20 protein-coding genes are annotated in these 22,374 nt (G+C 74.3%); 9 read left to right on the top strand and 11 right to left on the bottom strand.

What is annotated here, in order from left to right:
* Positions 1-53: 53 nt before the first annotated feature.
* Positions 54-926, bottom strand: coding sequence for a LysR family transcriptional regulator (locus ACFXDE_RS13425; protein ID WP_380493811.1), 873 nt, complete (start codon positions 924-926; stop codon positions 54-56).
* Between the two features lie 114 nt (positions 927-1,040).
* Here ACFXDE_RS13425 and ACFXDE_RS13420 point away from each other — a divergent pair, with 114 nt between their 5' ends.
* Complete coding sequence (locus tag ACFXDE_RS13420; protein WP_380493809.1) at positions 1,041-1,442, top strand: nuclear transport factor 2 family protein; 402 nt, start codon at positions 1,041-1,043, stop codon at positions 1,440-1,442.
* A gap of 271 nt (positions 1,443-1,713) precedes the next feature.
* Here the strand turns inward: ACFXDE_RS13420 and ACFXDE_RS13415 are convergent, their stop codons facing one another.
* Positions 1,714-3,096 carry an MFS transporter gene (locus ACFXDE_RS13415; protein WP_380493807.1) on the bottom strand — a complete coding sequence of 461 codons (1,383 nt, stop codon included), beginning with the start codon at positions 3,094-3,096 and terminating at the stop codon, positions 1,714-1,716.
* Between the two features lie 64 nt (positions 3,097-3,160).
* Between ACFXDE_RS13415 and ACFXDE_RS13410 the strand changes: the two genes are divergently transcribed.
* Positions 3,161-3,895, top strand: a complete 735-nt coding sequence (locus ACFXDE_RS13410; protein ID WP_380493805.1) for an ArsR/SmtB family transcription factor — start codon at positions 3,161-3,163, stop codon at positions 3,893-3,895.
* A 26-nt stretch (positions 3,896-3,921) separates the two neighbouring features.
* On the opposite strand, the gene ACFXDE_RS13405 is transcribed toward ACFXDE_RS13410, so the two are convergent.
* Genes ACFXDE_RS13405 through ACFXDE_RS13370 form a run of 8 tightly spaced genes read right to left on the bottom strand, consistent with a single transcriptional unit; the run spans position 3,922 to position 14,379 of the window.
* Positions 3,922-5,049 carry a glycine amidinotransferase gene (locus ACFXDE_RS13405; RefSeq protein ID WP_380493804.1) on the bottom strand — a complete coding sequence of 376 codons (1,128 nt, stop codon included), beginning with the start codon at positions 5,047-5,049 and terminating at the stop codon, positions 3,922-3,924.
* Between the two features lie 34 nt (positions 5,050-5,083).
* Positions 5,084-7,081: a methyltransferase domain-containing protein gene (locus ACFXDE_RS13400; RefSeq protein ID WP_380493802.1), complete on the bottom strand. Its 1,998-nt coding sequence runs from the start codon at positions 7,079-7,081 to the stop codon at positions 5,084-5,086.
* The gene (locus ACFXDE_RS13395; protein WP_380493800.1) at positions 7,078-8,457 is read right to left on the bottom strand and encodes a hypothetical protein; all 1,380 of its coding nucleotides are present in this window, start codon (positions 8,455-8,457) and stop codon (positions 7,078-7,080) included. The genes ACFXDE_RS13400 and ACFXDE_RS13395 overlap by 4 nt, the downstream gene beginning before the upstream one ends.
* Positions 8,454-9,797: an MFS transporter gene (locus tag ACFXDE_RS13390; RefSeq protein WP_380493798.1), complete on the bottom strand. Its 1,344-nt coding sequence runs from the start codon at positions 9,795-9,797 to the stop codon at positions 8,454-8,456. The genes ACFXDE_RS13395 and ACFXDE_RS13390 overlap by 4 nt, the downstream gene beginning before the upstream one ends.
* A complete protein-coding gene (locus ACFXDE_RS13385; RefSeq protein ID WP_380493796.1) occupies positions 9,794-11,116 on the bottom strand; it encodes an acetyl-CoA carboxylase biotin carboxylase subunit family protein in 1,323 nt (440 codons plus the stop codon). Before ACFXDE_RS13385 ends, ACFXDE_RS13390 begins: the two co-directional genes overlap by 4 nt.
* Before the next feature lie 11 nt (positions 11,117-11,127).
* The gene (locus ACFXDE_RS13380; RefSeq protein ID WP_380493794.1) at positions 11,128-11,772 is read right to left on the bottom strand and encodes a 2OG-Fe(II) oxygenase family protein; all 645 of its coding nucleotides are present in this window, start codon (positions 11,770-11,772) and stop codon (positions 11,128-11,130) included.
* The gene (gene truD / locus ACFXDE_RS13375; RefSeq protein ID WP_380493792.1) at positions 11,769-12,902 is read right to left on the bottom strand and encodes a tRNA pseudouridine(13) synthase TruD; all 1,134 of its coding nucleotides are present in this window, start codon (positions 12,900-12,902) and stop codon (positions 11,769-11,771) included. The genes ACFXDE_RS13380 and truD overlap by 4 nt, the downstream gene beginning before the upstream one ends.
* Positions 12,895-14,379 carry a hypothetical protein gene (locus tag ACFXDE_RS13370; RefSeq protein WP_380493790.1) on the bottom strand — a complete coding sequence of 495 codons (1,485 nt, stop codon included), beginning with the start codon at positions 14,377-14,379 and terminating at the stop codon, positions 12,895-12,897. Before ACFXDE_RS13370 ends, truD begins: the two co-directional genes overlap by 8 nt.
* A gap of 148 nt (positions 14,380-14,527) precedes the next feature.
* Here ACFXDE_RS13370 and ACFXDE_RS13365 point away from each other — a divergent pair, with 148 nt between their 5' ends.
* From ACFXDE_RS13365 to ACFXDE_RS13335, 7 genes are read left to right on the top strand one after another with little or no spacing between them, the layout of a single operon-like run.
* Positions 14,528-15,646, top strand: coding sequence for an aminotransferase class I/II-fold pyridoxal phosphate-dependent enzyme (locus ACFXDE_RS13365; protein ID WP_380493788.1), 1,119 nt, complete (start codon positions 14,528-14,530; stop codon positions 15,644-15,646).
* Positions 15,647-15,687: 41 nt separating this feature from the next.
* Positions 15,688-16,314: a 2OG-Fe(II) oxygenase family protein gene (locus tag ACFXDE_RS13360; protein ID WP_380493786.1), complete on the top strand. Its 627-nt coding sequence runs from the start codon at positions 15,688-15,690 to the stop codon at positions 16,312-16,314.
* 2 nt (positions 16,315-16,316) lie between these two features.
* The gene (locus ACFXDE_RS13355) at positions 16,317-17,012 is read left to right on the top strand and encodes a hypothetical protein (protein WP_380493784.1); all 696 of its coding nucleotides are present in this window, start codon (positions 16,317-16,319) and stop codon (positions 17,010-17,012) included.
* A 21-nt stretch (positions 17,013-17,033) separates the two neighbouring features.
* On the top strand, positions 17,034-18,410 hold the full coding sequence (locus ACFXDE_RS13350; protein WP_380493782.1) for a B12-binding domain-containing radical SAM protein: 1,377 nt from the start codon (positions 17,034-17,036) through the stop codon (positions 18,408-18,410).
* Complete coding sequence (locus ACFXDE_RS13345) at positions 18,407-19,210, top strand: tyrosine-protein phosphatase (RefSeq protein ID WP_380493780.1); 804 nt, start codon at positions 18,407-18,409, stop codon at positions 19,208-19,210. Before ACFXDE_RS13350 ends, ACFXDE_RS13345 begins: the two co-directional genes overlap by 4 nt.
* A complete protein-coding gene (locus ACFXDE_RS13340) occupies positions 19,198-20,541 on the top strand; it encodes an acyl-CoA dehydrogenase family protein (protein WP_380493778.1) in 1,344 nt (447 codons plus the stop codon). Before ACFXDE_RS13345 ends, ACFXDE_RS13340 begins: the two co-directional genes overlap by 13 nt.
* On the top strand, positions 20,538-21,782 hold the full coding sequence (locus ACFXDE_RS13335) for an acetyl-CoA carboxylase biotin carboxylase subunit family protein (protein ID WP_380493776.1): 1,245 nt from the start codon (positions 20,538-20,540) through the stop codon (positions 21,780-21,782). The genes ACFXDE_RS13340 and ACFXDE_RS13335 overlap by 4 nt, the downstream gene beginning before the upstream one ends.
* Here the strand turns inward: ACFXDE_RS13335 and ACFXDE_RS13330 are convergent.
* Positions 21,755-22,351 (bottom strand): hypothetical protein, encoded by a 597-nt coding sequence (locus ACFXDE_RS13330; RefSeq protein ID WP_380493774.1) that lies wholly within the window; start codon positions 22,349-22,351, stop codon positions 21,755-21,757. The genes ACFXDE_RS13335 and ACFXDE_RS13330 overlap by 28 nt on opposite strands.
* Between the last annotated feature and the right edge of the window lie 23 nt (positions 22,352-22,374).

Genomic DNA, 22,374 nt, shown 5'->3' with positions numbered 1-22,374 from the left:
GTGGGGTCCGAGCCCGCCGGGCCACGGGAGGAGTCGCCCGGTCGGCCGGGAGCTCAGCGCCCCCGGCCGGCGAGGACGCGGAACGTGCGCGCGTGCGGCGGCAGCGGGCGGCCGCGCCGCCACGTGAGGCCGACGGAGCGGTAGGCGTCGGCGGCGGTGAGCGGGACCGCTTCGACCCCCGGGTGGCCGGTCGCGGCCCTGGCCGGGACGAGGGCCGTCCCCTGACCGGCGGCGACCAGGTCCAGGATCCCGGCGACGGTGTCCGCCTCCGCCGCGACGGGCGCCGTCAGGCCGGACCGGTGGAAGACGCCGCAGGTGACCTCGCGCAGCCCGACGTCCTGGCGCATGATCACGAAGCGCCCGTCGGTCAGCTCGGACAGGCCCACCCCGGTGCGTCCGGCCAGCGGGTGCCCGGGCGGGACGGCGAGCACCAGCCGCTCCTCGGCGAGCGGCAGCCAGCCGTACCCGGGCAGGGACGGCTGCGGACTCGTGACCGCGAGGTCGACCGCGCCGCCGGCCAGCAGGTCGAGCACGCCGGCCGCCGAGCCCTCGCGCACGTCGACGGCGTGGCCGGGCGCGTGCTCCCGGTAGGCCGTGAGGAGCTCCGGCAGCAGCCAGGCGCCCAACGAGTGCGCACAGGCCAGGCGCAGCGGGTCGGCCGGCGCCGGGAGCAGCGCCGAGATCCGGTCCTGTGCCGACTCCAGCTCGTCGAGCGCGCGCTGGGCGTGCCGCCGGTACACCCGGCCCGCCTGGTTGAGCCGCAGCCGGTTGCGGTCGCGGTCGAACAGGGGCGTGCCGAGGCGCCGTTCGAGCCGGACGATCGCGCGGGAGAGCGTCGGCTGGGTGGTGCCGACGAGCGCGGCCGCATCGGTGACGTGCTCGGTCTCGGCGACGGCCAGGAACCAGCGCAGCTCTTCCGCGATCATCCCGCCATTATGCGCGCGGCGCATGGTCCGCCGTCGCGGACGGCATTTCCGTTCCCCGCGGCCCTCGGCGAGGCTCGCCACCAACAGCCCGCCCCGCGACGGAGGTTCACCACCATGTCCGACCCGACCGCCCTCGGCGCCGACCAGCGCCTCGCCCTCGCCGACCGCTTCCGCCTCGGCCTCACCACGGCCGCCTGGGACCTGATCCGCTCGCTGCTCACCGACGACGTCGTGTGGACGCTGCCCGGCGACAACACCGTCTCCGGCACCGTCCGCGGCGCCGCCGCCGTGATCGAGCGGATCCGGCTGATCGCCTCGTACGGCGTGCACTTCGACTTCCGGCACACCCTGCTCAGCCGCGACAACCTCGCCCTGTCCCTGCACAACACCGCCGAGCGCGACGGGCGAGTGCTCGACGAGCACCTGGCCACGGTGTGCTTCCTGCACGGGGAGCGGATCGGCGCGATCGAGACCTACGTCTCGGACGTGCCGGGCATGAACGCGTTCTTCGTCTGACGGCGCTCTTCGCGACTTCGCACGTCGCCTGGGCAGGACACACGTCGTGGCGGCCCGGCTCCCGTCGATACGCCGGAGCGTCGCAGTGCCGCAGCGCTCGCTGCCGCGCGTGCCCGTCCCGGACCGCCTCGACGCCCTGCCCGCCGCCGGGGCGGCCGCCCTCAAGGCATACGCGAGTGGCCGCAGCGCCATGACGAAGCAGTACGACCAGGTGAACCGGCACTGGGCGGACAACGCGGCGGTGCTGCACCGGCTCCGGTCCCGGGCCCCCTCAGCCCGTCGGCTGCCAGGTGCGCGCCCACACGGCCGCCGCGGTGACGGAGACGGCGGCGATCGCGTAGAGGACGGCGTGCAGGCCGCCGGTGAAGGGGTGGGCGGTCGTGATCAGGCTGCCGAAGGCGGCGACGCCGAGGGCGGATCCGGATTGACGGGCGGTGCTGAGCGCGGCTGCGGCGATGCCCGTGCGGGCCTTGTCGACGGTGCCGAGGGCGGGGGCGGTGGCGGCCGGGGAGATGAAGCCGCCGGCCAGCCCGATCGCCACCATCGGTGCCGCCGCCTGCCAGTAGGGCGAGGTGGGGGAGGCGGCGAGCAGGGCCAGTGCCCCGGCCGCGTAGGCGCCGAAGGCCGCGCACATGGACCAGCGCGGGCCGAGCAGCCGCGCCACCCGGGCGGAGCCGAAGCCTCCGACCGCGACGGTCGCGGTGAGCGGCAGCAGCGCCAGCCCGGCCCGGAGGGGCGAATAGCCGCGCACCTGCTGGAAGTAGAGGCCGCAGACGAACAGCAGGCCGTAGAAGACCAGCGCCGAGGCCGCGGAGACGACGGCCGAGCCCGCGAAGACGCGGCTGCGGAACAGCGACAGCGGGAGCATCGGGTGCGGGCTGCGGACCTCCGCGACGACGAACGCCACGGCTGCTGCGGCGGACACCGCCAGGACGGCCAGGACCGCCACCGCGCTCCAGTCCCGCCCCTGGATGAGGGCGGCGATCGGCAGACCGAGCGCGACGGCGGCGGCCACCTGCCCGGCCACGTCCAGGCGTTGTGGCACGGGCTCTACGGCCCTCCCCGTGACGCTCCGCGCCAGCCACACCCCGGCGAGGCCGATCGGCAGGTTGACGAAGAAGACGCTGCGCCAGCCGAGCCAGGAGATCAGGCCGCCGCCGACCAGCGGCCCCGCGGCCATCGCGACGGCGCCGAGCGACATCCAGACCCCGATCGCCCGGGCCCGCGGTCCGGGCTCCGGATGGGCCTGGTCGATCAGCTTGAGCGCGGCCGGGACGAGGACGGCCGCGCCCGCGCCCTGCACCGCCCGTCCGGCGGCCAGCGCGGGGAAGGCGGCCGCCAGGCCGCAGCCGGCGGACGCGACGGTGAACAGCAACAGGCCCGCCACGTAGGCCTGTTGGGCACCCCAACGGTCTGCGAGAGTGCCGCCGGTCAGGAGCAGGGCGGCGAAGGCGAGCGTGTAGGCGTTCACCACCCACTGCAACCCGTCGACGCCGACGCCGAGACTGCCGGAGACGCCCGGCAGCGCGACGGTCACGATCGACGCGTCCAGCAGGACGACGACGTAGGCGGCTCCCGTCGCGGCGAGCACGCGTCGCCGTACGCGGACGGGCGTCGGGGGAGCGAGCGGCACGGCCAGGACTCTCCGATTCATGCCCCGACGATCGCAGCGAACCGCTTCCACGCCCGTGGAAGCGTGCCAGGGGCACAATGACCGCATGACCTCCCCCGCGCGCACCGGCGAACCCGACATCGCCCGCGTGGCGGGCCTGTTCGCCAACGGCACCCGCGCCCGCATCCTGATGGCGCTCGCCGGCGGCCGCAGCCTGCCCGCGGGCGCGCTGGCGGAGCACGCGGGCGTCACGGCCCAGGCCGCCAGCGCCCAGCTCAACCGGCTCAGCGCGGCCGGGCTGATCACCGTCCGCCAGGCGGGGCGCCACCGCTACTACGAGCTCGCCGACCGCCGGATCGCCGAACTCATGGAGGGCCTGGCCGCCCTCGCCCCGGCCCAGCCCGTGGCCCGCACGCTCCGCGCCGGCAACCGCGCCGAGGCGCTGCGGCGGGCACGCGTGTGCTTCGACCACGCCGCCGGGCGGTTCGGCGTCGCCGTCACCGAGGCACTGCTGGACAGCGGCGCACTCGTCCCCGCGGGCGGGCCGCAGGACGGGCCCGCGGACGCGGAACACCCGTACCGGCTCGGCCCGGCCGCCGTACCGGTGCTGACCGGCCTCGGGGTGCCGGAGAGCCACCTCGCCGACGACCGGCGCCGTCCGCTGCTGCGCTTCTGCGTGGACTGGACCGAGCAGCGGCACCACCTGGTCGGCCGCCTCGGCGCCGACCTCCTGGACGCCTTCACCACCGCCGGCTGGATCACCCTGGCCGCCAACACCCGCGCCCTGCGCCTGACCCCGGCCGGGGAGGAGGCGCTGGCGAGCCGGCTGTTCCGTCGGTAGTGACGGCAGCACAGCGCGTGCTGCTGTCAGACCAGCGGCCGGTAGGTGGTTTTGGGGAAGTAGTCCTCCCGCGCGCCCTCGCGGTGGATGTCCCACGTGGCGCAGTGGAGCGAGCCGCCGTACTCGAAGACGTTGCGGAACGGGACGGTGAGGACCTCGAAGTCGAGTTTGTCGAGGAGGTCCTGCAGCGGCTTCTCCTGCTCCTCGCAGACCACCGTGGTGGGGGAGAGGCTGAGGACGTTCATCGAGAGCCACTTCGAGGACTGGCAGAAGTCGGGCATCTCGTCGTTGCCGGTGGTGGGCTGCGGGGCGTCGACCAGTTCCCAGTCGTTGTCGAGGAACAGGCGTGCGTCCCGGTCCAGGAGGGGGCGTTCCGGGTTGGTCAGGACGAGGCCGGGACGCAGCGGGACGAAGGTGCAGTCGACGTGGGAGGGGAAGTAGTCGAGGGGGAAGTGAACCGGGTGGACGCGGAAGCCGCGGGGTTCGAGGTGGCGCTTGAGCCAGGTGATGCCGGTGCGGTTGGTGGTCATCGACTCCTGGACGATGAGGTCGCGGCCGAAGCGGCTGATGTCGGCGGCGTCGAAGACGACCTCGTCCTGGGTGATGCAGAACTCGAAGGAGTGCATCCGGCGGTGGCGTTCCTCGATCGGCCAGTCCCAGAACTCCTGGCGGTACATGTCGTCGTCCATGGACGGTTTGGGAGCGGTGGTCCAGGTGACGCGCGGGTCGGCGTTCCAGTACTCGTACACGAGCTTGCGGAAGGGGCGGTACTCGAAGTAGCGGGCGCGGCGGGACATGGTGGCCTCGATGATCTCGTGGCCGACCGTGATCATCACGTCTCGGGGGCAGACCGCGCAGTACTGGTTGGGGACCTCGAAGTCGGGGGTGCGCACGGGGGTGCCGAAGTCGTGCGGTTCGGGGCGGCGGACGGTGATCCCGCGGGATTCGAGGAGGGCGGCGAGGCCGGCGAGTTCCTCGTTGGCCCGGTCGATGGCCTCCGGTGACTTGGGGCCGGTCGGGAAGGGGGTGCCCGCGGGGGCGTTGCGGACGGTGGGCCGGTTGCCGGGTTCGGTGGGTTCGAAGTGCGCGCCGTCGGCCGAGCCGACCACGATCTCGCGCAGCGGGTCCCACTCGTTCCACGAGTTCACGATCATGGAGGTGTTACCTGGTTCCTTTCATGAAGACACGCTAGGCCGGGCGGGCCAGGACGTAGGTGCGCCGCTCGTCGAGGAAGCGGTCGAAGCGCAGCCCGGAGGCGCCGAGGACGTCGGGGAGTTCGTCGTCGCCGAGGTGGTGGAAGACGCCGGAGAAGGTCCAGGTCCGCTCGCCGATGCGGTACTCCTTGGTGCAGGAGACGATGCCGTCGTCGAGCCGTTCGACGTCGTAGTTGCGGAAGCGGGTGCCGCGGTTCTCCCATTCGGCCGGGCCGACCTCCTCGAAGAAGGCCGGGTTGGTGCGTTGGACGATGACGGCGCCGTGGGGCGCGACGTGGCGGCGGCAGGCGTCCAGGAGCGGCTTGCGGGACACGTAGTTGACGAGCGAGGAGAGGAGCAGGACGGCGTCGAAGGTGCGGTCGAGCCGGAGGTCCTCGATGCGCGCCAGCACGGTTTCGACCTCGCGCGTGCCGGCCCCACCGGCCCCACCGGCCGGGCCGGGGGAGGTGCCGGTCAGGCGGGCGAGCATCTCGGCGGACTCGTCCACGGCGACCACCCGGTGGCCCAGCGCGACGAGCGGGTGGGTGACGCGGCCGGCGCCGGCACCGAGTTCCAGGACGGAGCCGCGCTCGGGGATCGCGCCGTGGACGACCGCGGCCGTCCCGGTGCCGGGGGGCAGCGCGGCGAAGAAGTCCACGGCGGAGCCGTCGGGGGCGATGGTCCCGGGGCCCGTGCCGCGGGGGCTTCGCGGCACCTCGGGTGCCACGGTCATCCGGAAGTCCGCCGCGGTGGCGCGGATGCCCGCCTCGACGGCGTCGCTCGACGGGCCGCGGAAGCGGAACCGGCCGCCAACGTGCTGGTGGTAGGGGTCGGTCCACGGCAGGACGCGGCCGACAGGCAGGAACGTTTCCGCGTACGGCCCGTCCTTGCGGTCGAGCATCGAGCTGCTGCCGGTGATGCGGCACGGGCGCAGCCGAGGGGCGGGCACGATCAGCCAGCCGCCCACTTCTCCGGCGCCTTCTCCGCCCACGTCTCCGTCCTCGTCGACGGTCACGCCCTCGTCGAGGCTCTCGACCTCCGCGACCGGCAGGTCGAGCTGGGTCCGGGCCAGCGTCGCCAGCAGGTCACCCCGGTGCGACTCGCGCCACAGGACCGGGATCTCGGCCCCGCCGGCGCGGGCGGCGGCCTCCAGGAAGGTGCAGTCCCCGGTGGCCCGGTCGACGAAGAGCTCCAGGTGGAACACGGTCGGCCGGTCGGTCAGCGCCGCCAGCGCCCTGGTGGTGAACTCCGCGACGCTCCGCAGGAGCCGCGGGTCGTCCTCCTCGACGGACCCGAGCGGGACGCCGTCGGCGCGGAACGCGAGGCAGTTGTTGACGTAGCGGGAGACGCGGTGGTCGGCGAGCCGTTCGCCGGTGAAGAGGCCGTCCACGTGGTAGGTCGGGTGCGGGTTGAACTCCTGGACCAGGTAGGGCTCTTCGAAGGATCCGGCTGGGGTGAGGACGTCGAGGTCGGCCGGCCTCTCCAGGCGCAGGACCCCGCTGGCACCGCGGCCGGCCAGCGGCTTGAGGACGACCGGCCAGCCCGCGGCCCCGGCGAAGGCGCGGACCGGGGCGGCGTGCGTGACCCGCTCGAACCGGGGCACCGCCAGACCGGCCTGCGAAACCCGGGTCGCCATCGTGTACTTGTCCCGGAACGGGACCACCTGGTCGGTGCGCGGTCCCGGACAGCCCCACTCCTCCCGCAGGGCCGCGCCGGTGAGCAGGTCGAGTTCCTGCATGGCCACGATCCGGTCCGGTGCGCCGTGCCGCTCCGCGAGGGCGGCGACCGCCGTCCGCACCTCAGCCGGGTCGTCGAGGTCGGTGACCTGGACGACCTCGGCGGCGCCGGCGGGCACGGCGGCCCGTCCGGCCGCGGTGGTGACGTAACCGACGCGGTGCTCTCGGTGGTCGACGTAGCGCGCGTAGTCGGCGAAGTCCGCGCGCGACCAGCGGTTGACGATCACGACGTGCGCGGAGTGCGGCAGCCCGGTCATCGGGGGCCTCCAAGAGGGGATCGGTCGGCGGGGCTTTCGAGTTCGGGTCGGCCGAGCAGCCCGGCGAGCGCGGCCGCACCCGGGCCGATGAGGCCGTCCGCGGGCAGCGGTACGAGGCTCGTGAGGCGGACGCCCCGCCCGTCGGGCCGGTAGAACGCGGTCTGCGTCAGGCCGCGGGCGACCACCTTCGCGCAGTGGGCCTCGTCCGCTTCGATCGGCAGCGGAATGGTCACACTGTGCGAAGGGTATCGGCGGACGGCGTCGCGGAACGTCGTCTCCACGTCCTGCCAGGGCAGATCGGCCACCCCGGGCACGGCCTCCTGCGCGGCGCGCTGGAACAGGTAGCCCGGGAACTGGGGCCAGGCCGCCCGCAGGCCCAGGCCGGAGGCCTGGCGCGGGTTCAGCTCGGTCGCGAGGAAGCCGTGTTCGCCGAGCAGGCCGTCGACGCTGAACATCCCGCGGAAGCCGGCGTCGGCGGCCAGCCGGCGCCCGGCCCGCCGGACGTGCTCGCGCATCCCCTCGACTGCTGCCGGCTCCGGCCGCCAACGGGTCGAGGAGCCGCAGAAGGTCAGCCGCGCGCTGTGCCGGTCGCGCAGCGTCACGATCTCGATCGGGTCGAAGACCGCGACCCCGTCCGCCAGGACCATGCCGAGGACGCTGCACGGCGTGCCCTCGACGAACTCGGCCACGCGGACCGTCCGGGCGCGCTCGCCCGCCCAGCGGAGCGCGTCGGCGAGCGCCTGCGGATCGCCCTGCGGATCGCGGACCCACCGCAGCCCGGTCGCGTTGCCGTAGTGGGCCAGGCTGGAGTCGATCGCGACGACGACCCCCGAGCCCCGGTCGAGGTCCCGGGCGTGACCGGCCAGCGCCGGGTCGTCCGCCCCCGTCACGACGTGGCGCGGGGACGGAACGCCCGCCGCCTGCCACAGGGTCTCGATCCGGGTCTTGTCCTCCCACTCGGACCAGGCGGGCCGGCGCCAGCCGTGCACGGCGCGGCCGAACAGGTCGCCGGTCTCCAGGAAGTTGTCGCCCAGCGCCGTCCAGGTGCGGCCGGGGTCGACCGTCTCCAGCCAGGAGCCGAGTGCCGGCGGCGAGTCGGCCAGCCAGGCGTAGAAGTCGCCCGGCGGCACGTCGAGGCCCCGCTCAGCGCAGCTGAAGACGTCCGGGGCGACCGGCGTGTCCTTTGCCGGGTCGGTCGCGACGACGATCCCGGCCACCGTGGCGTCGCAGGCGGTGAGCTGGTCCATCACCGTCCGGGCCGTGCGGGTGAAGGACGGCCACAGCAGGACGGCCGAGCGGCCGGACCAGTAGTCCCGCAGGGCCTTCGTCGCCACCTCCCCGACGGGCTGCGGCCGGTGTTTCCTCTTGGCGCTCATGTGCTCTCCGGGAGTGGGGCGGGGGCCGGTGGGACGATGGACGGCGGTGCCGGGGTGAGGTGGGCGCCGGGCAGCCGGGCGGCCGCGACCCGCAGCACCGGGACGGTGAGCGCGCTGGAGGCGACCAGGGCCAGCCACAGCACCGGGTTGCCCACCGCGAGCAGGGCGGTGAAGACGGCCGGTGCGAGCGCGCCGGACGCGCCGTAGGCGGTCTGGAAGAGCGCGTTGTACCGCCCCTTCAGACCCGCCGGGGCGGCCTCGTAAGCGGCGGCGCTCATCACCGACCCGAACAGCGCCTCGGCGGTCACGCCGAGCGCGGAGACGAGCAGCACCAGCGGCACCACCAGCGCGGGCCCGGCCAGTTGGGCGGGTGCCATCAGCAGGAACGTGACGGCGAACAGGACGGCGGCGGCGGTCAGCGCGCGCAGGCGGGAGGTGCGGCGGCCGTACGCGATCGCCGGCTTCACCGCGGCCATCAGCACGATGTTGCCGACCAGGACGGACGCGCCGGCCAGCCACACCGGCCCCCGCAGGGTGCGGACGGCCACCAAGGGGAGCGCGACCGTCAGGCTGTTGGCCGCGAACGTGAACAGCACCTGGATCAGGCAGAGCACGAGGTACGGACCGTCCCGCAGCACCGTCTGCCAGTTCCGCGCCGGTCCGCCGGCGGTGTCGCCACCGCTCTCGTCGTCGGTTCGCGGAGTACCCGGCCCGGGCCCCCGCACCCGCAGCACCGCGCACACCAGGACGGCGGCCAGGGCGAAGCTCACGCCGTTGGCCCACGCCAGCGCGTGCAGCCCGGCGGTACTGCGCCCGACCAGGCCGGCCAGCCCGGCGCCGACGCCCAGCCCGGCGATCCGGACGATGCTCATGGTGCCGAGCGCCCCGACGAGCTTGCGCTCCCCGGCCAGCCGGGCGAGCAGCGGCGTGTTCGCGGTCCAGAAGACGCGGTCGCCCGCCGAGTTTGCCGCCGCGATCAGGGCGACCTGCCAGATCGCCCCGACCAGCGGGTAGAGCAGGAAGCCGACCGCCCGCACCACGTTGCTGGCCAGCACCACGGGACCGGGCCCGAAGCGGTCGACCAGGGAGCCGCCGAAGGGGCCGGCGACCAGGCCGAACACCGCTCCCGCAGTGAGGGCGGCGCCGACCTGCTCAACGGGCAGACCCTGCGCCTGGACGAAGAAGAACAGGGAGATCGGCATCCACAGACCGCTGCCCACGGCGTCGATGCTGCGGGCAGCGAGGTAGAGGCGGGTCCTGGCCGGGCTGACGAGTGCGTCGGCCGTCGCGTCGCCGTCCGGGCCCGCCGCGCCCGCCGTGCGGGCCGCGTCGCCGCTCACGCCGGCCCCGGCCCGTCCACGGGGGCCTCGGCCGCGTTCCCGAAGTCCCACCGCGCCGCGCCGGCCCACCAGCGGTCGACCTCCCGCAGGCGATCGGTCAGCCGGTCGCCAGGGGTGCTGCCCAGGACGCCGTCCGTGGTGCTGCCGGGGCCGCCGACCAGGCGGTCGCCCGGGCCGTCGTCAGGGAGCCGGAAGAACAGGTCGGCGACGCGGTGGGAGGGCGAGTCGGGCCCGTGGTAGCGGTGCCCGACCCGCCCGCTCGGCACGTACTTGACGGTGCCGGGCAGCGGGCAGTGTTGCGGTAGCCGCCGCAGGGTGGCCGTCTCGACGGGCGGGTACCACGTCGCGTACCCGTGCCGGACGACCGTGCCCGGTCGGGGGAGGTCGGCGGTGCGTCCGGCCTGGCCGAGCAGGGAGGCGCCGTGCAGGTTGACGCCGGTGGCGAGCTCGAACGCCTCGACGATGCTGCCGCCGCCGGCCCGGCAGGCGATCTCGCACAGCACGATCCGGTCGTCGGCGGTGCGGAAGAACTCGGCGTGGAACGCGCACGCCCCCTCCGGACCGGGAAGCGCCCGCACCACGTCGCGGACGGCCCGCTGGAGCCGGGCGAACAGCGGGTCGTCCGCGGCCAGCATGCCGCTCACGAGCGGGGCGCTGCCGTGGTGGGTGAGCCACTGGCTGTTCAGGTACCGGGACGGGCGGCCGAACAGCACCGCGCCCCCGGCCATCACGCCGTCGACGTGGAACGTGTCGCCCTCGATCCAGGCCTCGGCGAGCAGCGGCGCCGGCCACGGGCCGGCCGGCTCCCGCAGTGACGTCGGGTCGGTGAGGACCCGCTGGCCCAGGCAGGCGACGCCGTCGACGGCCTTGACGACCACGGGAAGGCCGTGCTCGTCGGCGAAGTCCGCGAGCTCGGCGCCGGCGTGGACCATCCGCATCGGGGCGACCGGCACGCCCGCCGCGCCGGCCAGGGTCTTCATGACGTGCTTGTCCCGGTACGCCAGCGCGCTCGCCTCGGTCTGGCCCGGCAGGCCGAGGCGGTGGCGTAGACGGGCGGCGCGCAGCACGTCGCTCTCGGCCGTGGTGAGGATGCGCTCGACGGCGTGCGCGCGGACCAGGCGCTCGACGAGTTCCCCGGTCTCCGGTGCCGCGTAGTCGTCGACCACCTCCAGGTGCCGGAAGCGCCCGGACCACGCGGCCGGCCCGGCGTCCCCGAGCGCCGACGGGTCGGTCACGACGACCAACTCCTCGGCGCAGTCGGGGAACCAGGCCGCGAGGCGGTCCAGCAGGGGCCGTCGGTTGAGCAGCAGGAGAGTCATCGGCCGTCCGATCAGTAGCGGCGCTTGGGGTTGTCCACCAGCCAGTACTCCAGCTGCACGGTGAGCCTGGTCTGGGTGACACCGGCGGCGACCTCGGACACCGAGTGCCAGGAGGTCTCGGACGGCGGGAAGGCGAGCAACTGGCCGCCGGTCGGCGGGATCCGGCGCACCGGCGGAACGGCCGGGTCGGGGCTGGTGCGCACCTCGTACGCGCCGCCGCCGTCGGCGGGCCACTCGGGGTTGAGGTAGAGGATCGCGGTGATTGCCTTGTACGGCTTGTCCTTGTGGACGGAGATGAAGTCGCCCGCCTGGTAGGTGTAGATGGCGATGTCGGTGGGCAGTTCACGCAGCTGCAGTCCGGTGCCGCGCTCCAGCCAGCCGACGAACTCCTCGCTGCGCAGCGACGCCAGGAGCTCGGCCCAGGCGGGGGAGAGACCGGCGGCCGCGGGGCGCGGCTCGTTGTGCTCCTGGAGGTAGAGCAGGTTCATCGCGTACTGCTTGTCGTGCTCGGGGTCGGTGACCTTGACCGGCTCGTAGCCGTCGACGGGGGCGGTGGCGAAGAGCGTGCGGATCCGGTCGTCGGTCAGCACCCCGTGGGCGAGGTGGATCGCGAAGGGCTTGGTGATCTGCTCGAATTCCTGCTCGGTCCTGATCAACGGACTTCTCCTGCCTTGGGTTCGGTGGCCGTGCTGCTGGTGGCGGCCGTGGTTGCGGTGGCCGTGCTGGTGATGGCCGTGGGGGTGGAGGCCGTAGTGGCGGAGGCCGTGGCCTGGTGGGCCAGCAACTGGCGGACGGCGGCGGTGGCGTAGCTCCCCGACGGGAGGAAGAAGCCGAGGCCGATCCGGCTGCGTCCGGGGTTGAGCTCGTCGGGGGCCGCGGGGGAGAGGGACACGGTGGTCTGGACGACGGTGGGGCGCGCGGAGGTCCGGGCCGCCGGGATGCCGTCGGTGAACGTGTATTTGGCGTAGGGGAGTTCGGGAGCCGTCGCGAGCACCGCGAGCGGCCGGTCGGCGTAGCGGTACTCCAGGCCGTCGAGCTCGACGGTGACGGTGTGCGGGTCGCAGGTGTCGTCGACCACCCGGCGCAGTGCGGCGTTCCAGCCGGCGGAGGCGTGTGCGGCGAGGTAGAAGGAGGCGTTGCGCGGGTCGAGGGTCCGGAAGAACTCCTCGGCCGAGCCCCGCCATTGGGCGGCCTGCGGGCTCTCCGGCGCGCGCAGGCCGGCGAGTTCGCGCAGGGCGGTGTCCCAGTCGCCGGCGAGCATGGCCCGTCCCACGAGATGGGTGCGCTTGGGTCCGCCCGGCACGCCGAAGCGCTGGGTGTCGTAGTAGTTGAGGAAGAACATGGTGTGCTTGCGTAACTCGGCCAGCCGCTCGGCGCGTTCGGGGGCGAGGTTGCGCACGGTGATGCGGAAGCCGTTGCCCTCCAGCCGGCCGATGGCGAGCGGCTCGGCGCCGTAGCCGTGGTGGTGCAGGTCCAGCCAGTCGTCGGCGCGGCCGGCGACGCGCCAGCCCTCGGGGCCGAGCCCAGGCAGCGGGACCCCGGCGGGCACGGCGATCAGCTGCTCGGTGATGCCGTCCTCGTCCTTGAGTCCGCCGTAGGTGACGTCGGCGGTGGGCAGGGAGAGCTCGGCGGCGACGAGGCGGATCGCCTCCATGGTGGTGTAGCCGCTCTTGCGTAGCAGCAGGTAGCGCCAGTGCGCGTCGGCGGGACCGGTGTGTTCGACCACCATGGCCTCGCGGACGAGGAAGTCGCGCGGGCGTTGCTTGAGCACGGCCTGGTCAGGCACGCGCGTCTCCATTCTGGACGGGTCCGGTGAGGTCGGTGAGATCGGCGGGGCGGACGCGGGCGCCGAGCCGGCGCAGGGCGGCGGGGAGGTCGGGGTAGCCGCGCCGGAGGTGGTGGGTGCCGGTCACGACCGTGGGGCCGGGCACGGCGAGGGCCGCGAGGAGGAGGGCGGCCGCCGCCCGGAGGTCCGGCGCGTGCACCGGGGGTGCCGGGCGCGACGGGGCCGAGGGGCCGTCGACGGTGAGGGTGCGGTCGTCCTGGCGCAGCCGCACGCCGAGCGCGGCGAGGCCGGGCGCGTAGCCGAAACGGCCGCTCCAGACGGTCTCGGTGATGGTGGACGGGCCGTCGGCGAGCGCCGCGAGCAGGGCGAGGAAGGGCTGACTGTCGCTGAACACGCCGTGCGAGGCGACGGTGACGTCCACCGGGCGCAGCCGCTGCGCCGGGCGCACGGTGAGCACGTCGCCGCCGTCGGAGCGGTCGGCGCCCCGGTCGGCTCCGGGGCCGAGGCTCAGGTCGACGCCCAGCCGGTCGAACACCTCCAGCTCGGGGGCCAGGGCCGTGACGGCCCGTCGCATCCCGGTGCCGCGTACGGTGAGCGGACCGGCGCCGAGCAGGGTGCCGGCGCACACCCAGGTGACGACCTCGATGAGGTCCGGCACGAGGACGTGGCGGGCCGGCCGGTCGAGGCCGCGGCCGCCGCGCCCGGCGATGACCAGGGCGCCGTCGGCGCGCACGGTGACGTCCGTGCCCGACTCCCGCAGGACGTCCACGAGATCGGTGACGTCCGGCTTCGGGTACGGGTTGCGCAGGATGCTGACGCCCTCGGCGACGGCCGCCGTGAGGACCGCCATCTTGGTCGCCCCGGAGTAGTGCGGGCCGGTGCGCAGCGCGCGGTCGGCGGTGTGGTCGAGCAGGTCGATCTCGCAGCCGATCAACTTGTCGGCGGTCACCCGCAGGCCACCGTCGGCGAGGACGGCGGCCTGGGCGCCGAAGCGTTCCAGCACGCCGACGTACTGCTCGACGGGTCGCTGCCCGCCGGGGTCGTCGCCGATGCGGCAGCCGCCGGTGGCGGCGACCGACGCCCGCCCGAACCGGGACAGCAGCGCGGGCAGGAGGTACACGGAGCCGTGGATCGCCGCCGCGTCGGCGGGCAGCTCGGCGGTGTGCAGACCGTCGGCGTCCACGGTGAGGGAGCCGCCGGTCCGGTCGGCCCGTCCGCCGAGCCGCCGGACGATTTCGGCCAGCACTTCGGTCTCGGCGATGTCCGGACAGTTGTCGATGCGTACCGGAGCGTGGGCCGCCAGGGCCGCGGACACCACCGTCACCAGTGAATGTTTGAATCCGGACACAAGGGTTTCCCCGGCGATTCGGGATATTCCGTCGGCGACCAGAGCGTCGTTATTGCGGACGGATAGCAGAGCCTGCGGTGCGGTCAACTGAAGCACTCCCCCCGTTGGGTCGGCAACGGAGCTTGACATGTGCCCGTGGTGATCGTCAACAGGGATCCTGCGTCGTCAACTGGCCATCGCCACACTGATTGTGAACCACTGTTACGCGATCCGGAGGCGCGTTGACTTGGATGTGAAGCTGTGCTTGCCTGGGAATCGGACGGAAGCGTCCGGTTGGATGGCCGTGAATGCGGCCGGGCAACTTGGGGGACAATTGACCGTCGTCGACGGTGAAAAGGTAAGGCATGCGTTCTTCGACCGGCGGGGGCACGACGCCCGGCTCAATCTGAGCAGCAACGAGCTGGTCCATCCCGCCGCGGAAAGGCTTCTCGACGCGGTCGCCAGGGAGTTCACGCCGGACCTGTTGCGGCAGTATCCGCGCAGTAGGTCCACAATCGACACACTTTCCGCGTACGTGCAGTGCGATTCCGACGAATTGCTCGTCACGCCCGGCTCGGACACCGCGCTGCGCCTGGTCTGCGCCTACTTCGCCCGCCGCACCGCGGGCCGGGGCGAGGTGATCCTCCAGCATCCCAACTACGCGGCGTGGACGGAGACCGCGGACCTGCTCGGCCTGTCGCTCCGGCCGGTGGCGACCACCGGCCTGGACCTGGACGCGCAGGCCGGCGCACTGATCGAGGCGGCGGCCGCCAGCCGTGGCGCGCTGATCGCGGTCAGCGTGCCCAACGGCCCGATCGGCGGCCGCCTGACCGGTGAACAGCTCGACCGGCTGGCCGAGTTGGCGCGCGAGCGCGGACACCTGCTGGTGATCGACAGCTGTTACCAGGTCTTCGACGGCCCGCTCACGGCCCAGCTGGCCCGCCGCGGCGGGAACGTGCTGGTGGTCCAGTCGCTCTCCAAGTCGCACGCCCTGGCCGGCGCCCGCGTCGCGGTCCTGTGCGGCGAGACCGGGCTGCTGGCCCAGCTGGCCGCCGTTCCGCTGGAGCACGCGGTGTCGGCACCGGCCCTGCTGGCCCTCCGGGTGGCCATCGACCAGCACGACCGGTTCGAGGCGGTCTGGCGCGAACTGCGCGAGGTGCGCGCGGGCGCGGCGGCCGAGGTGCGGTCCTGGGGCCTGCCCGTCGCCCCGTCCGGGGGCAACTTCCTGTCGCTGCGCCTGCCGTCCGCGGCCGCGGCCGGCCGCGCGACCGGCGCACTGTCCGATGCGGGCTACCGCGTGCGCGACCTGTCCGACCTCACCGGCCTGGCCGGCTGGCTGCGCTTCACCATCGCCGACACCGCCACCATCGAGCGGTTCCTTCCGGTGCTGAAGTCCGCCGTCGAGCAGGTGGGTTGAGATGTCCGTGCCGAGGACCGCCATCGGCCGGGAGCGCTGACATGCCCGTGCTCGCTCCCGACTGGACCGACACCGCCGCCTGCCGCACCACGCCCTACCGCTGGCTCGCCACCGCGCCCGGCCGGCTGTACGGAGAGGACACCGCGGCCGAGCTCGCCGCGACCTTCCCGCAGGACGACTACGTGCGCCTCGACGCCACCGGGGCCGGCCGCGACAAGACCTACCGCAACTACTCCCGTCCGCTCCTCGGCCCCGGCCAGGACGTTCCGGCCGGCCTGCCCGCGCTCTGGCGCGGGCTGGTCGCCGACCTGGCCGGTGAGCCCTACCGCCGCCAGGTCGCCGCGCTGCTCGACCAGCCGGTCGCCGCCGCCGTCGAGATCCGCCTGGTGCGGCACGCCGACACGGACTGGCTCGGCCCGCACACCGACCGGGCGGACAAGCTCTTCAGCCACGTCCTGTACTTCAACCCCGGCTGGCAGGCCGGCTGGGGCGGCTGCCTGGAGATCCTCGACGGGGACGACCCCACCGCCGTCCACGACCGCGTGGTGCCGCAGCTGGGCGCCTCCGCGCTGCTCGTCCGCTCCGACCGGTCCTGGCACCAGGTCGGCGCGGTGACGGCCGGCCGTGGCCGCGAGCGGCGCTCCCTCGTCCTGCACGGGCTCCGTTGATCATGCCCGCGGCCCGCCGGCGAACCCACCAGCCGAGCCACCACCCGACCCTCCCCACGGACCCGCCGTGGCCCGCCACGGTCGACCGGTCCGCCCGGATCCTCGTCCTCGGCAGCCCCGGCTCCGGCAAGACCACCCTGGCCGCCCGCCTGGCCCGCGCCACCGGACTGCCGCTGCACCACCTCGACGACCTGTACTGGGCAGCCGACTGGACCCGCCCCGACCCGCGGGCCTGGGAACGGACGCAGCGCCGACTCGCCGCCGGCCCCCGCTGGATCATCGAGGGCAACCACCTGCCGACCATCCCCGTGCGGATGGCCCGGGCCGACCTCGTCGTGCTGCTCGACGTCCGGCCGCGCACCTGCGCCGCCCGCGCCGTGCGCCGCGCCCTGGCGATCCGCCGCGGCCACCACGACGGCTTGCCCGCCCTGGTCCGGGCCCGCGCCGAGGCGGGCCACCCGGTGTCCGCCACCCAGGACTTCCCCCGGCTGCTGTGGAAGATCGCCCGGTTCCGGGCTCGCTCCCTGTGGCCGGCGATCGAGCACACCCGCGACAACCCCCACGCCGCCCTCGTCATCGCCGTCGGACCGGGCCGCGCCCACCGGCGCCGCGCCCGGCTGCGCCGGCACCTGCGCCGGGCCGGCGTGTCCGCAACGATTTTGACGGTCCGTCAACTCGACGCCGTCGGCGAGGTCTGAACCCCGACAAGGAGCTCCACCGTGCGCGTACTGGTCCTGTGGCCACCCCACGTCCCCAGCTACTTCAACGCCGGCCACCACCTGCCGGTCTTCACCGTCGCCGCCTACCTGCGCACCAAGGGCCACCAGGTGGACGCGCTCGACGCCGGCGCGCTCAACCGGACCTGGAAGGAACTGGCCGACCGCCTCCACCAGGGCCGCTACGAGGCCGTCGTCATCGTCAACGAGTACGACGTCGTCGAAGGCGTGCGCCGGGCCGCCGACTACACTCGCGCGCTGCTGCCCGACGCCCTGCTCGTCACCGTCGGCCGGCTCGGCTACCAGAACCCCGGCTTCTTCCACACGCTCGACCTCGATGCCGTCGTCGCGAGCGGCGACTACGAGGCCGGTACCGCCGCCGCACTCGACTGGGCGCGCGACGGCCGCCCCCCGGTCGACGGCCTGCCGGGCGTGCACCTGCGCCACACCGGCGAGTGGCACGGGCCGAGCGCCCCCGGCACCTGGCTGCCCGCCAACGAGTGGGCCCTGCCGGACGTCTCCGAGATCCCCTACACCGCGTACGAGAACCTCTACCGCACCGACGAGAACAAGTTCTGCGGCATCCCCGAACGGCTCGAACTCGTCGCCCCGGTCGCCCGCGGCTGTCCCGTCGGCTGCAGCTTCTGCGACGTCCCGCCCATGCAGGGGCTGCGCGAACGCCGGCTGACCGTCGAGCGCACCGTCGACTACATCCGCGACAGCTTCGCCCGGCTGCCCTTCGAGTACGTCGCCTTCTACGCGCCCACCTTCACCCTGAACCGGTCCTGGGTCCTCGACCTGTGCACCGCCCTCGAAGCCGAACCGCGCCGCTACCCGTGGAAGTGCGCGACCACCCTGCACCACCTCGACGAGGAACTCGTCGGGCGCATGGCCGCCGCCGGCTGCATCCGGATCAGCGTCGGCGTCGAGACCTTCGAGGAGAACGCCGAACCGGGACTGCCCCGAGTCAAGCGCCGGGCCGAGACCCGCACCGAGGAGGTCGCCCGCTGGTGCCGCACCCACGGGATCGAGCTGAACTGCTTCGTGATCGTCGGTCTCCCCGGCACCACCCCGGAAGGCGCCCGGCACACCATGGCCGCCGTCAAGGGCCTCGGCGCACGCGTCCGCCCCACCCTCTACACCCCCTACGAGCTGATGCGCGCCGACATGACCGAAGCCCAGCTCAGCGCCTACAACCGGCAGACCTTCGTCGACCCGGACGCCGTCCGCGCCACCACCGGCCGCGAGCCGGGCGAATTCCTCGCCCTGCTCTACGGCGGCGACGACTACCGGACCCCGGCCACGGAACGGATCCCCACCACCGAGCGCCTCCGGGTCGTCGAACGCCCGCCCGCCGCCGACGCCGGACGGCCCCGGTGAGCGACCGGCAGCTGCTCGCCGACCACCTGCCCAACCTGCGCGACCTCGGCGGGCTGCCCACCACCGGCGGCGCTCGGCTGCGCCCCGGCGTCCTGCTGCGCAGCTCCGCCCTGTCCGCCCTGTCACCGGCCGGCGCCGAGGCACTCACCGGGCTCCTCGGCCCGGGCGCCTGCGTCGACCTGCGCACCGACCCCGAGGTCGACCGCGACGGAGGCCCCGATCACCTGCTCGCCCGCGGCTGGACGTGGCACCGCCTCCCGGTCCGCGACCGGGCCCCCGGCGACCACGGCGACACCCCCGAGGACCAGCTGCGCCGCCACCTCGGCACACTGCCGCGGTACCTGGAGGCCACCGAACGCGTGGCACGGCTGCTGCCCGCCGCCGGCCCCGTGATCATCGGCTGCTCACTGGGCAAGGACCGGACGGGTGTCGTGGTCGCCGTGCTGTTGCGGGCCCTCGGGGTGGACCGGCCCGCCATCGTCGACGACTTCGCCCTGAGCAACCACCAGCTGGCCGCCGGCCGCCACCACCTCCCGGCGCGCTGGCGCGAGGCCGCCACCGTCAACGAGGCGCCCGCTCGGGTCTGCACCGCCGTCCTGGACCGGCTGGACCGCTTCGACGAGTCGGACCGGTCGGACTGCCCCGGCCCGCATCCCGCACTGCGGCGGATCGCCGACGCGCTGGACGCGGTGCGCTCGGCGCTGACCACGACCGCCCGGACACCGGACGGACAGGAACAGCCGTGCCCCCCACTGACACCCCGCCCACGACACGGACAGGAACAGCGATGTCCCCACTGACGGCCCCTCCGCCGACGGTCTCCCCGCCGGCGGCCCACTCACCGACGCTGACGGCCCACCCGCGACCCGTCACCGACGCCGGGCAGCGCCTGTGCGCGGTCGTCGACGGCCTGGCCGGCCGCCTCGCCGACCAGGCCGCCGAGAACGACCGGGCCGGCCGCTTCGCCGCGCCGAGCGTGCGACGCCTGGAGGAGGCCGGCCTGCTGGCCGCCTGCGTGCCGGTCGCGGACGGCGGAGCCGGCCTGGACTCGGTGCACGACCTGGGCGTCGTCACGGCCAGGCTCGCCGAGGCCGACGCCTCCGTGGCCACCGCGGTGTTCATGCACCTCGCCCTGTCGATGCACTTCGCCCGCACCGCTGCGGCAGCGCCCGCCCGGGACACCCCGCAGCGCCGCTGGACCCGGGCGATCGGCGAGCGCCGCATGATCGTCTGCTCCACCGTCACCGAACCCGGGACGAGCGCCTGGCTCCCCGCCACCGTCGCCGTCCCCGAGGGCGGGGGCTGGACCGTCACCGGGCGGAAGGCCATGGCCTCCCTCTCGCCCGTGGCGACCCACTTCTACACCCGGCTACGCGCGGAGACCCCCGACGGTCCGATGATCGGCTCGGTGCTGATCCCCGGCGACCTCAAGGGAGTCGAGGTCCACGACAGCTGGGACGGCCACGGCCTGCGCGGCTCCGGCAGCGGCACCGTGGCGTTCGACCGGGTGCGCCTGCCGTGGGAGGCGGTAGGCTTCCGCGGTCGCTGGGGAGAACGGCCGGGCACCGGAGCCCTCGGCGGCAAGGTGCGGGTGGCCGCCCCGCTGCTGGGCGTGCCGCTCGGGATCGCCGAGGCCGCGCACCGGACGGCCCTCGCCGCCCTCTCCGGGGACGGCCAGGGCTCCTCCGGCGCGGGCGACGGCACACCCGGCCGTCGGCGAACCGGCGCGGCAGGGGCGACGGCGGCCCTGGCGGAGCTGGAGACCGCCCTCGTCTCGGCCCGCGGGGTCCTGCGCTGCCTGCTGCTCGACGTGGACGCCCACGACGCGGACGCACACGGGCCCGACCTCATGCGCGCCTGCATCGCGGCCGGCACGGTGGTCGAACGGGCCGCCCTGCACGCCGTCGACCTCGCCATGCAGCTGTGCGGGGGCGGCAGTTACCGCGCCGGGCACCTGCTCGGACGCCTCGCCAGGGACGTCCGGGCCACGATGTTCATGCGACCCCACGCCCCCGCGGAGGAGTGGGCCGATGTGCTCGCCGACCTGGCCCTCGCCGACGCTCCGCCCACCGCTTCGCATGTCGCTCCGCCCGTGGCGGTCCCGGCCGCCGCGCCGGAGGGGACCCCGTGACCGCCCGCCGGGAGAACGTCCTCCTGCTCGACCGGGTCGGCTACGACCGGTTCAGGCTGCCCGACGGCTCGCCCGTCCTCGACCCGGACCGCTACCGCGTCACCCTGCTCACCCGGACGGCCCTGGTCGGCCAGGCGCGGCCCGGCGAGTGCGCCGAGGTCCTCGGCGTCCGCCTGTCCGACACCGCCCTGCGTGACGCGCTCGTGCGGGCGGTGCACCAGGAGGCGGGCCTGGACCACCTGCTCGCCTTCAGCGAGAACCTGCTGCTGCCCGGCGCCCGCCTGCGCGAGCGACTCGGCGTCCCCGGCCCGTCCACCGCCCGGCTCCTGCCCTTTCGCGACAAGTCCGAGATGAAGCGGACCGCCGCCGAGGGCGGCCTGCCGGTGTGCGACTGGCTGCCCGTCGACCGTGCCGCCGACGCTGCCGGCCTCCTCGACCGCCACGGACGGATCGTGCTCAAGCCCCGGCTCGGCAGCGGGTCCGCCGGCATCCACCTGGTGGACTCGCGGGCCGCGCTGGACGCGCTGGACGGTCACGACCTCGGCGGGCACCAGGCCGAGGAGTTCGTCGACGGTGGGATGCTGCACGTGGACGTCGCCGTGCACCGGGGCGAGCTCCTCGCCTGCGTCGTCTTCCGCTACCTGACCAGCACGCTGTCCCACGTCGACAACCAGCCGATGCTCTCGGTCACCGTCGACGACCCGCACCTGGTCGAACGGGCCACCGAGTTCACCCGGCGGGTGGTCAAGGCCTTCGACGTCACCGACGCCGTGCTCCACCTCGAAGTCTTCGAACTCGCCGACGGCGCACTCGTGTTCAACGAGGTGGCCGCCCGCAACGGTGGAGCCGGCGTCGTCCCGGTCGTCGAGGCCCTCACCGGCGTCAACCTCTACGAGGCCATGGTTCGCCTGGCCCTCGGCGAACGCCCCACCACCGGCTACCCGCGTACCCACCGGGCCGGCGGTGAATTCGTCCTGTACAGCAGGCCGGGACGCCTCGCCGCGATCGACGACGAGGCGGTACCGCGCGACTGGCTGATCAGCCGGCGCGCCACCGCGAAGCCCGGCGACCTCCTCAAGGCCTCCGGCTACTCCGGCGCCGGCCTGGTCACCTACGCCGTCGGCGGACGCGACGAGGCCGAGGTGCGCGCCCGGCTCGACTTCATCCGGACGCACACCTCGATCGCCTACACCGACACCCGCGCCGACAGCGGCTACGCCGAAGAGGACGCCCGCCACTGATCGAACCCGGCCACCGTGCGCACCCCGTCGTCCAGCACCGACCGGTAGACGTCCCAGCTGCGCACGCTCCGGCCGTACTCGGGGCTCTCCGCCCACGCGTGCTTGATCAGCAGGATCGCCTCCCGGGCCTCGGCGGTGAGCCGCTGCGGCAGCGTCCGCAGGTGCGCCAGGTCCGGCTGGCGCTCGGGCTCGTCGACGAACCAGATGTCCAGGGACCACTTGTGGCTCCGCGGCGACCGGTAGTCCAGTCCGAGGTACAGCCCGTCCGGGTAGCCGGGATCGGTGTTCCAGGCGCCGGTGTCATTGCGGAACCGCACCTGCCGCACCCGCTCGTGCATCGCCAGCCGCGCCCCGATCGCGGCCACCGCCTCGTGCACACCCGTGTCGAGCCGGGGGCACACCACCGTGACGTCCAGGTCCCGGCGCACCATCAGCCCCAGCGCCGCACTCCCCACCCGCACCGGATCCCCGAGCCGCCCGAGCAGCTCGTCCAGCCCCAGATCCTTGTTCACCTCGTCCGCCTCGACCTGGAGTTCGTCCTGCTGTCGCATCAACTGATCATTCGTCATGCCTCCATTGTCCCAAGGCCTCG

It is taken from the genome of Kitasatospora sp. NPDC059408, assembly GCF_042751525.1.
GTDB lineage: Bacteria > Actinomycetota > Actinomycetes > Streptomycetales > Streptomycetaceae > Kitasatospora.
Note: the sequence above shows the minus strand (reverse complement) of the source record. Positions and strands in the feature narration are given on the sequence as shown.